The sequence below is a fragment of the Pararhodobacter oceanensis genome (assembly GCF_003076755.1).
In the GTDB taxonomy this organism is placed as follows: domain Bacteria; phylum Pseudomonadota; class Alphaproteobacteria; order Rhodobacterales; family Rhodobacteraceae; genus Pararhodobacter; species Pararhodobacter oceanensis.
This window is the reverse complement of record NZ_QDKM01000002.1, coordinates 227,302-240,506: the sequence shown is the minus strand read 5'-3', so window position 1 is coordinate 240,506 and position 13,205 is coordinate 227,302. Positions and strand designations below refer to the sequence as shown.

The following is a 13,205-nucleotide window of genomic DNA, read 5'->3' as shown; positions in this document are numbered from 1 at the left end:
CTGAACATGAGCGACATCGCTGATCGTGTGAAAAAGATTGTAGTCGAGCATCTCGGCGTCGAAGAAGACAAGATCACCGAGAACGCTTCGTTCATCGACGATCTGGGCGCAGACAGCCTTGACACTGTCGAGCTGGTCATGGCGTTCGAAGAAGAATTCGGCATTGAAATCCCTGATGACGCCGCCGAGAACATCCAGTCGTTCGGCGACGCGGTGGGCTTCATCACCAAAGCGGTCTAATTCGCCACGGCGCAGATGCGCCGGCGAAGTGATCGATGAATTGGCGCGGTCGTCTCCACTCGGGGCGGCCGCGCTTTCCATTTGCCAAGCGCGCCGCTACAACTCCGGCAACCGCTTGTTGCGCACTCAGCCACTTGCTGCGCTCCCAGCCTCCCAGATACGAAGCCGCACATGTCCCCCCCTGCCCCCGATGCCGATACCGGTGCCGATACCCCGACCGAGACACGCCGCGACCGGCTGGGCATGGCCTATCTCTCGCTGCTGTCTTACCTGCCGTTCCCCGCGCGGGTGCGGCTTTCGGGCTGGCTCGGTGAGCATCTGGTCGGGCGGCTCTCCTCGGTGCGCCGCAAGGTGCGCGCGGCGGTGGCGCATTTCATGCCCGATCTGCCCGAGGCGCAGGCGCAACGCATCGCCGCGCAGGTGCCCGGCAATCTGGCGCGCCTCGCCACCGAAATCCTCTCGCCCGAAGACCTCGCCCGTCTCGCCGCCACCGTGCCCCCCGAAGGCCCCGGCTTTGCCGCCCTCGAAGAGGCCAAGGCGCAGGGCCGCGCGGCGATCCTCGTTTCGGCGCATTTCGGCAATTACGATGTGCCGCGCCTGTCCCTGAACGCGCGCGGCTATCATATCGGCGGGTTCTACAAAGCGATGTCGAGCCCCGCGCTCAATGATCTTTATGTGCGCTCGGTCTCCGCCTCGGGCGCGCCGATGTTCCCCGACACCTCTGAGGGGCTCAAGGGTCTGCTGCGGTTCATGCGCAAGGGCGGAATGTTCGGCATTCTGATTGATCTCGACCGGCCCAATGGCGTGTTGATCGACTTTCTCGGCCGCCCCACCCGCACGGTGCTGTCGATCGCCGAGATGGCGCTGAAATACGACGCTTTGGTGGTGCCGGTGTTCGGCATCCGCACGCCAGAGGCGCCCGGTTTTCGCATCCATATCGACACGCCGGTTGCGCACAGCACGCCCGAGCAGATGACCCGAGACCTCAACGCGCGCATCGGCGCACAGGTCCGCGCCCATCCCGCGCAATGGGTCTGGTGGCACAAACGCCGCAAGCCCGATCACCCGTAACTCCACCCAAGAGCCGTAGCTCCTCAGAATCCGCCCAAAAGCCCCGTGGCTTGCCTCGCCCCCGCGCCGGGTCTAGAACGCCAGAACCCAGCCCCGAGCGAACCCTATGACCGAGACCCCGCAAGCACCGCTATCTCTCCGCCACCGGATCGAGGACCGCACCATCGGGGCGCTGGTCGGGGCGATGCGGCTCTTGCCCTATAAGACCCGCGTGCGCGCCATGGGCTGGATCGCCCGCAATATCCTTGCGCCGCTGGCCCTGAACAAACGCACCCGCGCCAATCTCGCCTATATCTTTCCCGATATGCCCGAGGCCGAGATCCGCGCGGTCTGCCGCGATGTGGCGGATAATTTCGGGCGCGCGATGATGGAGTTACACTCGGGCGCCGAGTTTGCCCGCTTTGCCGGTGACATGCCGATCCACGGGCCCGGTCTTGCCGCGCTCGATCAGGCCCATGCCGAGAACAGGCCGGTGATTCTGGTGACCGCGCATTACGGCAATTACGACGCTTGGCGCGCGGCGCTGACCGCGCGCGGTTTCCGTGTCGGCGGGCTTTATAAACCGATGTCCAATCCCGCCTCCAATGCGCGCTATGTCGCTACCATTGAAAGCATCGCCAAACCGCTGTTTCCCAGCGACAAACACGGCATGGCGGATATGGTGCGGTTCTTGCGCGCGGGCGGCATGCTGGGGATGCTGGTTGACCATTATATGTCCCATGGCGAGCTGCTTGATTTCCTTGGCAAACCCGCATGGACCGCGACCTCCGCGGCGAAACTGGCACTGAAATACAACGCGCTTCTGGTGCCCGGTTATGCCACCCGCAACGCCGACGGGTTCAGCTTTGCCATCGAGGTCGAAGAGCCGATCCCGCATAGCGATGCCACCACCATGACCCAAGCGCTCAACGACAGCGCGGCGGCACGGGTGATGGCGCATAAGGGGCAATGGTTCTGGCTGCACCGGCGCTGGAAAAACACGCCCGATAATCCCTAAGGGCGATCCCTCAGCCCGCCCGTCAGCGGCGCTCAGCGAAGACGGGTCGCGGCGATGATCTCGCCCTGACCGGATTCCTGCACAATCACCACCACCGGATCATCCCCCGCCAGCGGCACCGTCACCTCCAAGGGCGATGACAGGTCCCATGTCGTCACCAACTGCCAATCAATCACGATATTGGCATAGCGCGCCTGCAATCCGGCATTCTCGCCGCTGAGGATCTCGACCTCGTCAAACGGGCGATAGCGCACCATCTGCACCGAATAGATATCATCACCGATGGCATCGCTCGGCGGCGCGGCGGGCACCGCAGCCTCGGGGGAGGCGGCGGCATCGCCCATGCTCAGGGTGCCGACCACCGCATTGGGCATCGCCTGACGCCGCGAGGCCATGCCGAGCACCGGCGCCACATGGTCATAGGGGCGGGCTTCGATCTGCAACCGGTCACCGGGGATACGCGCAAGCTGCATGTCGATATCGGGGCGGCGGCGCAATTGCTCGCCGATGATCTCCATCACCTGCATGACGCGGAAGCCCTCGACGATCTCGATACCGTTGATCACCACCTGCGGCGTGTAGATCGTCGAATGCCCGTGGCGCCGTGCATAGCGTTGCTGGCGTTGCGCGTGTTCGGGATCGGCAAAGGAATCCGCCCAGCCGATGTAATCCCAATAGTCCACATGCAGCGCCAAGGCGATCACATCATCGCGCGCGGCCAGTTCCAGCATCATATCATCAGCCGGCGGACATGAGGCGCAGCCCTGCGCAGTATAAAGTTCCAGCACCACCGGATAATCCGCGCGCTCTTCGCTCGCTTCCTGTGCCACCGCCGCGGCAGGCGCCAGCGCGACAGTGCCCAGCACAGCCGCCAGCACAGTGCCACGGCGCAGAGCCGCCAGCCCCCGCGCGACACGGGACGGCATTACCGAAACAGCTTTGGTATCCGCTCTGCTCAACGTGGCATCACCCCGCGCAACCGGCGACAGCGCAGCAACGGCCCCGCCCATAACCGGAGCGCCCACAACCAACTGGCCCATAAGCTCCTGGCCCACTGGCTGTCGGCCTTCAGCCGTCTGGCGCGGCACCATTTGATCCGCGGCAAGCAACTCTCTCCGCGAATATGCATTGGGCATCATTGATGCGTCTCCTATCGTCAGTCAGCACTCAAACGGCAAATGCGCCGTCATGCAAGGCGCGGCAAGCCCGGAACCGGCGGTTACACCGTCTTGTGACAGGGCCGCAAGCGCGAGGGCAGGAAATCGCGCGGCTCGCGGCGGCGGGCAAAGCGCATCTTCAGACGCCAGATCAACACCCCGTTACACCACCTGTTCCCCTACCCGAGACCCAGCCGGCGCAGGCTGGCATCTTTTTGTGCACAATGGTATACAAAATGAGCCGCCCCCCCTTGATCGGTCCCATCATATGGGGCAAGAGCAGTCCAGCCAAACCCCTCTTTACCCGAAGGGAGCCTACCCATGACCATTATCGTCGGACACGACAGCACCAAGACGCGCAAGACGCTCAAAGTTGGTGACCAGTCGATTGCCTATTATTCTATCCCCGCCGCGCAAGCCGCCGGACTGGGGGATTTCACCCGCCTGCCCGCCGCGCTGAAAGTGGTGCTCGAGAACATGTTGCGGTTCGAGGACGGCTCGACCGTCACCACCGATGACATCCGCGCCTTTGGCGACTGGGCCAAGAACGGCGGCCATAGCCCGCGCGAGATTGCCTATCGTCCGGCCCGCGTCTTGATGCAGGATTTCACCGGCGTGCCCGCCGTGGTGGACCTCGCCGCGATGCGCGACGGGATCAAGGCGCTGGGTGGCGACGCCCAGAAGATCAACCCGCTGAACCCCGTGGATCTGGTCATCGACCACTCGGTGATGATCGACGAATTCGGCAACCCGCGCGCGTTCCAGATGAACGTTGACCGCGAGTATGAGCGCAATATGGAGCGCTACCAGTTCCTCAAATGGGGCCAGTCGGCGTTCAACAACTTCCGCGTTGTGCCGCCGGGAACCGGAATTTGCCATCAGGTGAACCTCGAGTATCTGGCGCAGACCGTCTGGACCGATGAGGACCAGAACGGCGAAACCGTCGCCTATCCCGACACGCTGGTCGGCACCGACAGCCACACCACCATGGTCAACGGCCTTGCCGTGCTTGGCTGGGGTGTTGGCGGGATCGAGGCCGAGGCCGCGATGCTCGGCCAGCCGATCTCGATGCTGATCCCCGAAGTTGTCGGCTTTGAACTGACCGGCGCGATGACCGAAGGCACCACCGGCACCGACCTTGTGCTGAAAGTGGTGGAGCTGCTGCGCGCCAAGGGCGTGGTTGGCAAATTCGTCGAATTCTACGGCGAAGGTCTGGACCGTCTGCCGCTGGCCGACCGCGCCACGATCGCCAATATGGCGCCCGAATACGGTGCCACCTGTGGCTTCTTCCCGATCGACAACGAGACCCTGCGTTACCTGCGCACCACCGGTCGCGACGAAGCGCGGATCGCGCTGGTCGAAGCCTATGCCAAGGAAAACGGTTTCTGGCGCGGTGCCGATTATGCGCCGATCTACTCGGACACCCTGAGCCTCGACATGAGCACCGTGGTGCCGGCGATCTCGGGCCCCAAGCGTCCACAGGACCATATCGCACTCGACAAGGCGGCGACCACTTTCGCCCAGTATGTCGAGGGTGAGCGCGCCGGCAAACCGGCCAATGAAAAGCAAAAAGACCGTTGGGAAGGCGAAGGCGGCCAGCCCGCTCCGCGCGAGATCCCCGGTGATGTCGGTCATCACCGCCGCGGTTTTGTCGCCTGTGTTGACGGCTCCGAGCCCTATCAGCTGCATGATGGCTCGATTGTGATCGCCTCGATCACCTCCTGCACCAACACCTCGAACCCCTATGTGATGATCGGCGCCGGTCTGGTCGCACGCAAGGCCCGCGCTTTGGGTCTGAACCGCAAGCCCTGGGTGAAAACCTCGCTGGCTCCGGGCTCGCAGGTGGTCTCGGCCTATCTTGAGGCGGCGAACCTGCAAGACGATCTCGACGCGGTCGGCTTCAACCTTGTCGGCTATGGCTGCACCACCTGTATCGGCAACTCCGGCCCGCTGGAGCCCGAAATCAGCAAGGCGATTGCGGATAACGATCTGATCGCGACGTCGGTGCTCTCGGGCAACCGCAACTTCGAGGGCCGGATCAGCCCCGATGTGCGCGCCAACTATCTGGCCTCGCCGCCTCTCGTGGTGGCCTATGCGCTGGTCGGCGATATGAACGTCGATATCACCCGCGATCCGCTGGGTCAGGACCAGAACGGCAATGATGTCTACCTCAAGGACATCTGGCCGACGACGCAGGAGATCGCCGATCTGGTCGAACAGACCGTGACCCGCGAGGCCTTCCAGTCGAAATACGCCGATGTCTTCAAAGGCGACGAGCAGTGGCAGGCGGTGGAGACCACCGACGCCGAGACCTATGACTGGCCGATCAACTCGACCTATGTGCAGAACCCGCCCTATTTCCAAGGCATGTCTGCCGAGCCGGGCACGATCAGCAATATCTCCGGCGCGAAAGTGCTGGCGGTATTGGGCGATATGATCACCACCGACCATATCTCGCCCGCCGGTTCGTTCCGCGTGGACAGCCCTGCCGGTCAGTATCTCTCGGACAAGCAGGTGCCGGTGCGCGAATTCAACTCCTATGGTTCGCGCCGTGGCAACCACGAAGTGATGATGCGCGGCACCTTCGCCAACATCCGCATCAAGAACGAGATGCTCGAGGGGGTCGAAGGCGGCTATACCAAGGGCCCCGATGGCGCGCAGACCTCGATCTACGACGCCGCGATGGCCTACCAAGAGGCCGGCGTGCCACTGGTGATCTTTGGTGGTGAGCAATACGGCGCTGGCTCGTCGCGCGACTGGGCGGCGAAAGGCACCAACCTGTTGGGCGTCAAGGCGGTGATCGCCGAGAATTTCGAGCGTATCCACCGCTCGAACCTCGTCGGCATGGGGGTTATTCCCTTCGAGTTCACCGATGGCGACACCCGCAAGACCTTGGGTCTGAAGGGCGATGAAACCGTCTCGATCGAGGGGCTCGAGGGCGATCTCAAGCCGCTGTCGACGGTGCCCTGCACGATCACCTACGCTGATGGCACGGTGAAAACGATCCAGATCAAATGCCGGATCGACACCGAGATCGAAGTCGACTACGTGCGCCACGGCGGCGTGCTGCACTACGTGCTGCGCGATCTGGCCAAGTCGTAAGAGACTGCATGAGAATAGAAAAAGCCCCGGCAGTGCCGGGGCTTTTTTGTTGGGTGGAAACGGTGGAGGCTCGCCCCGCGCGCCATCAAGGCGAAGCCGCCGCGTTTCCAACAACAGCGAACTTGCTCCCCCAGCAACACGCCCCACATAGCCGAGCATCGCCAGACCGCGGGATGGCGACCCGCCCGTGGAGTGGCGCGTTTTATCGCGGCTGTATCCGCCGAACATTCAAGCGATGCGCCTACAGCCACCAGATCGCCAGCCCAGGGGGCGGTCTGGCGATGCACGGCGGCTTCGCCTTGATTCCGTGCAATTGGCGCATTGCTACGATGCCCAAGAAAGCCGCGCTCCCATCGACAGACAACTGCCTCCCCTGCAACACTCGCCACATAGCCGCGCAGTGCCAGTCCGCGGGATGGCGACCCACCGTAGAACGACGCGCTTTATGGCAGCCCAATCCGAGCCCCCTCCAAGCGGCGCGCCTACAGCCACCAAATCGCCAGCCCGAAGGGGCGGACTGGCGATGTGCGGCGGCTTCGCCTTGATTCCGCGCAAATAGCGTGACGCCAAGCTCACAACGTTAGCGGGGCTTCGCCTTGTTCCCGCGCAATACCCGCTCTGCCCCTACGCCGCCAGCTGCGCCCTTGCCCGCCCGATCGCCAGCGCCGCCTGCGCCGCCTCGCGGCCCTTCTCGATGAAATGCGTCTGGTAGATCGCGATATGATGCGCGGTCGGCTGGAAATGATGCGGCGTCAGCGAGACCGAGAGCACCGGCACGCCGGTATCCAGCCCCGCCCGCATCAGCCCGTCGACCACCGCCTGCGCGACGAATTCATGCCGGTAGATGCCGCCATCGACGACCAGCGCCGCACAGGCGACCGCGCCGTAACGCCCCGAGGCCGCCATATCGCGCGCCAGCAGGGGCATCTCGAAGGCGCCGGGCACGTCGAACACATCGACCAGCGCCGGATCAATCACCTGCGTGAAGCCTTCCAGCGCCTGATCAACGATCTCGGCATGCCATTGGGCCTTAATGAATGCAAAACGGGTGGGTGTCATAGCGATCTCCTTTGGTAACGACACATCACCCAAGGCGCCCCGTCCCACGCGCCCCACGAGGGCGGCGCGAAGTCTGGGTTCTCTTTCATCCGGACTGTGACCGTCGGCTCAGGCATCGCACCTGATCTGCTGACCCGCTCCGAAACCGGCGCGGCGCTCGCGGGCTTGCGGGTCTGACCGCTTACCGCCGGTGGGGAATTTCGCCCCGCCCTGAGAACAGCCCCAGAAATGCTCTGCCATTGCCGCAAAGGCAAGCACTAAAAATCGCCATTCCGGCGGTTTTTTCGCCCTCCGGTCTCGCTTGAACTCGCCACAGCCCCCATATAGGGTGCGCGCCAAATAGACCGTGTTGTGCGTTTTCGACACTCTTACCACTCCTGAGGAGCCTTATGTTTATCACCCCAGCCTATGCCCAAGCCGCGGGCGGCGCCGGCAGCCTGTTCTCGTCGCTGATCCCCTTTGTCCTGATCTTCGGGATCATGTGGGTGCTACTGATCCGCCCACAGCAAAAGAAGGCCAAAGAGCACCGCACGATGATCGAGAACCTGCGCCGCGGCGACCAGATCATCACCGCTGGCGGCGTCATCGGCAAGGTCGTCAAGGTCAAGGACGATGGTGAAGTCGAAGTCGAGATCGCCGACGGGGTGAAAATCCGTGTGGTCCGCGCCACCGTCACCAATGTTCTGTCCAAGACCGAACCCGCCGCGTCCGAATAAGCCGCCGAAGATCGCCGATGCCGCCCCCCTCGGGCGGCGTTTGCCCTTTTAGCGCCCTCGCGCGCCCCATCGTCGGCCCGACCCCAAGCAAGGCTCCACCATGCTGCAACTCTCTATGTGGAAACGCGCGCTGATCATTTTGCTGTGTCTGGCTGCGGTGATCTATGCGGTTCCGAATATCTTTTATGACCGTGTCGAGCGCCATAACGACGCTGTCGCCCTGATCGAAGCGGGGCAGGACAGCCCCGAGCTTCAGGCCGAACGCGCGCTCTGGCCCGATTGGGCGCCCTCCTATCTGATCAACCTCGGGCTTGATCTGCGCGGCGGTGCGCATCTTCTGGCCGAAGTGCAGGTCTCGGATGTCTATGTCGACCGTATCGACGCGCTCTGGCCCGAGGTCCGCGATCTCCTGCGCCCCGAGCGTGCCACCGTCGGCGGTGTCCGCCGCATGCCCTCCGAGGATCCCGGCGTATTGCGCGTGGCGGTCTCCAACGAGGACGGGTTGCAGCAGGCACTTGAAATCGTGCAAACCCTGTCGCGCCCGATGCAGACCTTGACCGGCATCGGCCAGCAGGATCTGGCGATCTCGATCGAGGACGGGCAGATCGTCATCACCCTCTCGCAGGCCGAGCGTCTGGCCACCGACGACCGCACGATGGCGCAATCGCTGGAAATCATCCGCCGCCGCGTTGATGAGGTCGGCACCCGCGAGCCTACGATCCTGCGCCAAGGCACCGACCGGATCCTGATTCAGGTGCCGGGCATCGGCTCGGCCGAGGAACTCAAGGACCTGATCGGCACCACCGCCCGCCTGACCTTCCATCCGGTGGTGCGCACCACCAGCGACGCCAATACCACACCGGCGCCGCGGCAATTGGTGCTGCCCTCGATGGACCAAGAGGGCGTCTATTATGTGCTCGACCAGACACCGGTGGTCTCCGGCGAGCAACTGGTCGATGCGCAGCCCGATTTCGACCAGAACGGCCGCCCCGCGGTCAGCTTCCGCTTCAACCCCTCGGGGGCGCGCGAATTCGGCCTCTATACCGCGGATAACATCGGCAACCCCTTTGCCATCGTCCTCGACAATGAGGTGATCTCGGCGCCGGTCATTCAGGCCCATATCTCGGGCGGCTCGGGCATCATCACCGGCCGTTTCACGCTGGAAGAAACCACCAATCTGGCGATCCTTCTGCGCGCCGGTGCCCTGCCTGCGGGGATGAACTTCCTCGAGGAACGCACCATCGGCCCCGAATTGGGCCAGGACAGTGTCGACGCCGGCAAGATCGCCGCGCTGGTCGCGATGGCGGCAGTGCTGGTCTATATGGGGCTCAGCTACGGGCTCTTCGGCGTCATCGCCAATACCGCGCTGATGCTCAATATCGCGATGATCTTTGCGATCCTCTCGATGATCGGCGGCACCCTGACCCTGCCCGGCATTGCCGGTATCGTGCTGACCATCGGCATGGCGGTCGACGCCAATGTGCTGATTTTCGAGCGTATCCGCGAGGAATTGCGCACCGCGCGCGGTCCGGCACGGGCCATTGAACTGGGCTATGAGAAGGCGATGTCGGCGATTCTCGACGCCAATATCACCACCTTTATCACCGCCTCCATCCTCTTCGCGCTTGGCTCCGGTCCGGTGCGCGGTTTTGCCATCACGCTGGGGCTGGGGATCATCACCTCGGTATTCTCGGCGCTCTTTGTGACACGGCTCTTGATCGTGTTCTGGTTCGAGCGCCGCCGCCCCAAGACGCTCAAGCTCTGAGGACAGATCATGCGACTCAAACTCGTCCCCGATCAGACCAATATCAACTTCCTTGGCCCTTGGCGCTTCACCTTCGGCCTCTCGGCGCTGCTGATGGTGCTGTCGATTGCGGCGTTCTTCACCTTCGGGCTGAACTTCGGCATCGACTTCCGCGGCGGCACCTCGATCCGCACCGACGCCACCCAGGCGGTGGATGTCGGCGCCTACCGCGATGCGCTGGCGCCGCTCGATCTCGGCGATATCACCATCACCGAGGTCTTCGATCCGACCTATGCCGCCGACCAGCATGTGGCGACGATCCGCATCCAGACCCAGGACGGCGCCGAAGCGGTGGCCCCCGAGGTGCTCAACCAGGTCGAGGCCACCCTGCAAGGGGTCGATCCGACCCTGCGCTTTACCTCGGTGGAATCGGTCGGCCCCAAGGTCTCCGGCGAATTGGTCCAGCAAGCGGTGCTGGCGGTGCTCGCCGCCCTCGGCGCGGTGCTGGTCTATATCTGGCTGCGGTTTGAGTGGCAGTTCGCCCTCGGCGCGGTGGCGGCGCTGGTCCATGACATCGTGCTGACCATCGGCGTCTTCTCGGTGGTGCAACTGCGCTTTGATCTGGCGATTATCGCCGCGCTTCTGACCATCGTCGGCTATTCGCTCAATGACACGGTGGTGGTTTTCGACCGGGTGCGGGAAAATTTGGTGAAGTTCAAAAAGCGCCCCGTCATCGAGGTTCTAAACCTCTCGCTCAACGAGACCCTGTCGCGCACCTTGATGACCTCAGTGACCACGCTGATCGCGCTGATCGCCCTCTTCGTGCTCGGCGGCGATGTGATCCGCGGCTTTGTCTTCGCGATGATCTGGGGCGTCTTTGTCGGCACTTGGTCCTCGGTCTATGTCGCCTCGGTGGTGGTCAAGCAACTGGGCATCAAACGCGACTGGGGCAAAGGCGGCGGCGACACGCCCGGCACCCAATTCGCCACCTCGGAGTGATCCCATGCGCGTGACCGAAGTCGATTTTGGCAATGCCTTGCCGATTGAAAGCTACGGGCCGGATTTCTACCGCCTCGGCGGTGAGGTCTACCCGGCGCCCACCCTCTTCGCCCCCGGCCATTCTGCGGCCTGGGGCGGCTATGAGGACACCGAGACCCTCCTCGGCCTCGCCGGCCAGATCGACGTGTTGTTCATCGGCACCGGCCCCGAGATCACCCCGCTGCCCGCCGCCTTCCGCACCACCCTCGAAGAGGCCGGTCTCGCGCTCGAGATCATGGCCTCCACCTCGGCCTGCCGCACCTATAACGTGCTCCTTTCCGAGGGCCGCCGCGTCGCCGTCGCCCTCCTCGCCACCGAGTAACCACGCCCCACACCAGCGCAGCCCACCCCCACTTTGTGCCCCAAATATCCTGGGGGTGAGACGCCCCGCGTCGAGGGGGCATAGCCCCCTGCTTTCACCTTCATCAACTGTCAGGGCCCGGGTGAAACCCGGGCCGCGCCCGACCCTCCCCCCGGGAGGGCGCCTTGGCGATGCCCTGAGTGGCGCGACCGGCATCACTGCTTTGAAACACAGCGCGCAGTGGCGCGGTTGCGCGCGCCCACCCAGGGTCGGGCGCCCCCCTTAGCTCCATGCGCCACGCAAGGCCTTACCGCGCCACCTTCGCAACAGGCCTGCGTGCTTCACGCACGCGCGGCGCGAGGGGTTCGATGCCCCGAGCGACGCACCCCCTCCCCCAACATCCCGCCATCACCACCGCCGCAACCGGTCCAGATTGTCGCGCCCGCCCAGTTTCCTTTGCAGCCCTGTGGCAAACCCGCTAAGCCACCGCTATGGATTTGCGCGTCACCGATCTTGCCGTCGCGCGCGGCGGCATCCCCCTGCTCGAAGGGGTCAGTTTCACCCTGAACGCGGGCGAAGCTTTGGTGCTGCGCGGCCCCAATGGCTGCGGCAAAACCACGCTTCTGCGCGCCATCGCCGGGCTGCAACCGGCCCTGCAAGGCCAGATCACCTGCCCGCCTGACCAAATCGCCTATGCCGCCCATGCCGACGGGATCAAAGCCACGCTGACCGTCGCCGAGAACCTGCAATTCTGGGCCGCGATCCACGGGCACAGGGGCATCGACGCCGCGCTCCAGTCCCTCAATCTCGCCGATCTCGCTGATCGCCCGGCGCAGACCCTCTCCGCCGGTCAAAAGCGCCGCCTCGGGCTGGCGCGGCTCTTGGTGACCAAACGCTGGCTCTGGGTGCTCGATGAGCCGACGGTCTCGCTCGATACCGCCTCGGTCACGCTCTTTGCCGAGGTCATCCGCACGCATCTGGCAACAGGCGGTGCGGCGCTGATCGCCACCCATATTGACCTCGGACTTTCCGAGGCCGCACGCCTTGATCTCACGCCCTATAAGGCTCAAATGCCCGCGGATCTCGGCTTTGACGATCTCGGCTTTGACGGGGCCTTCCTATGAGCGCCCTCCTGATCCGCGACCTGCGCCTCGCCTTCCGCGCTGGCGGCGGCTTCGGCCTCGGCCTCGGTTTCTTCCTGATCCTCGCGGTGCTGGTGCCCTTGGGCGTTGGCCCCGACCAGAGCACCCTCGGCCTCATCGCCCCCGGCATCCTCTGGGTCGGCGCGCTGCTCGCTTGCCTGTTGTCCCTCGACCGGCTGTTTGCGCTCGATTTCGAAGACGGCTCGCTGGACCTTCTCGCCACCTCGCCAATCCCGATGGAAGGCGTCGTCGCGATCAAGGCGCTTGCCCATTGGCTAACCACCTGCCTGCCGCTGGCACTGGCCGCCCCGCTCCTCGGCGTGCTCCTCAATCTGCCCATCACCGCCTATGCCGCGCTGCTCCTCTCGCTGCTGATCGGCACCCCTGCGCTCAGCATGATCGGTGCCTTCGGCGCCGCCCTCACCGTCGGGCTCAAACGCGGCGGGCTGCTGCTATCGCTCTTGGTGCTGCCGCTCTACGTGCCGACACTGGTCTTTGGCGCCCAATCCGTCACCCGCGCGGCGCAGGGGCTCGACATCACCACCCCGCTTGCCCTGCTTGCGGGGATCACCGCAGGCTCGCTCGCCCTGCTGCCTTTTGCCGCCGCTTTTGCGCTGCGCATCAACCTGAGGTAGCGC

General features: G+C 64.2%; 12 protein-coding genes and 1 riboswitch. Of the genes, 10 read left to right on the top strand and 2 right to left on the bottom strand.

Features of this window, described 5'->3' with window-relative positions:
* Positions 1-6: 6 nt before the first annotated feature.
* From DDE20_RS05545 to DDE20_RS05535, 3 genes are all read left to right on the top strand, one after another.
* Entirely contained in the window at positions 7-240 is a 234-nt protein-coding gene (locus tag DDE20_RS05545; protein ID WP_116557476.1) for an acyl carrier protein, read from the top strand.
* 171 nt (positions 241-411) lie between these two features.
* A complete protein-coding gene (locus tag DDE20_RS05540) occupies positions 412-1,311 on the top strand; it encodes a lysophospholipid acyltransferase family protein (RefSeq protein ID WP_116557475.1) in 900 nt (299 codons plus the stop codon).
* Between the two features lie 106 nt (positions 1,312-1,417).
* Positions 1,418-2,308 (top strand): lysophospholipid acyltransferase family protein, encoded by an 891-nt coding sequence (locus tag DDE20_RS05535; protein WP_116557474.1) that lies wholly within the window; start codon positions 1,418-1,420, stop codon positions 2,306-2,308.
* Between the two features lie 32 nt (positions 2,309-2,340).
* Here DDE20_RS05535 and DDE20_RS05530 read toward each other — a convergent pair whose 3' ends face one another.
* Positions 2,341-3,234 carry a DUF1223 domain-containing protein gene (locus DDE20_RS05530; protein WP_116557857.1) on the bottom strand — a complete coding sequence of 298 codons (894 nt, stop codon included), beginning with the start codon at positions 3,232-3,234 and terminating at the stop codon, positions 2,341-2,343.
* A 552-nt stretch (positions 3,235-3,786) separates the two neighbouring features.
* Between DDE20_RS05530 and acnA the strand changes: the two genes are divergently transcribed.
* On the top strand, positions 3,787-6,567 hold the full coding sequence (acnA, locus tag DDE20_RS05525; RefSeq protein ID WP_116557473.1) for an aconitate hydratase AcnA: 2,781 nt from the start codon (positions 3,787-3,789) through the stop codon (positions 6,565-6,567).
* Between the two features lie 624 nt (positions 6,568-7,191).
* Here acnA and DDE20_RS05520 read toward each other — a convergent pair.
* Positions 7,192-7,626: a 6,7-dimethyl-8-ribityllumazine synthase gene (locus tag DDE20_RS05520; RefSeq protein ID WP_116557472.1), complete on the bottom strand. Its 435-nt coding sequence runs from the start codon at positions 7,624-7,626 to the stop codon at positions 7,192-7,194.
* Between the two features lie 73 nt (positions 7,627-7,699).
* Positions 7,700-7,848, bottom strand: a riboswitch (FMN riboswitch).
* 167 nt (positions 7,849-8,015) lie between these two features.
* On the opposite strand from DDE20_RS05520, the gene yajC reads away from it, so the two are divergent.
* The 6 genes from yajC (at position 8,016) to ccmB (ending at position 13,202) form a co-directional block, all read left to right on the top strand.
* Positions 8,016-8,342 (top strand): preprotein translocase subunit YajC, encoded by a 327-nt coding sequence (gene yajC, locus DDE20_RS05515; RefSeq protein ID WP_116557471.1) that lies wholly within the window; start codon positions 8,016-8,018, stop codon positions 8,340-8,342.
* 100 nt (positions 8,343-8,442) lie between these two features.
* Positions 8,443-10,107: a protein translocase subunit SecD gene (secD, locus tag DDE20_RS05510; protein WP_116557470.1), complete on the top strand. Its 1,665-nt coding sequence runs from the start codon at positions 8,443-8,445 to the stop codon at positions 10,105-10,107.
* Between the two features lie 9 nt (positions 10,108-10,116).
* Positions 10,117-11,085, top strand: coding sequence for a protein translocase subunit SecF (gene secF, locus DDE20_RS05505; RefSeq protein ID WP_116557469.1), 969 nt, complete (start codon positions 10,117-10,119; stop codon positions 11,083-11,085).
* 4 nt (positions 11,086-11,089) lie between these two features.
* On the top strand, positions 11,090-11,446 hold the full coding sequence (locus DDE20_RS05500) for an Mth938-like domain-containing protein (RefSeq protein ID WP_116557468.1): 357 nt from the start codon (positions 11,090-11,092) through the stop codon (positions 11,444-11,446).
* Positions 11,447-11,916: 470 nt separating this feature from the next.
* Positions 11,917-12,549: a heme ABC exporter ATP-binding protein CcmA gene (ccmA, locus tag DDE20_RS05495; protein WP_116557467.1), complete on the top strand. Its 633-nt coding sequence runs from the start codon at positions 11,917-11,919 to the stop codon at positions 12,547-12,549.
* A complete protein-coding gene (gene ccmB / locus DDE20_RS05490; RefSeq protein ID WP_116557466.1) occupies positions 12,546-13,202 on the top strand; it encodes a heme exporter protein CcmB in 657 nt (218 codons plus the stop codon). The genes ccmA and ccmB overlap by 4 nt, the downstream gene beginning before the upstream one ends.
* Positions 13,203-13,205 lie beyond the last annotated feature (3 nt).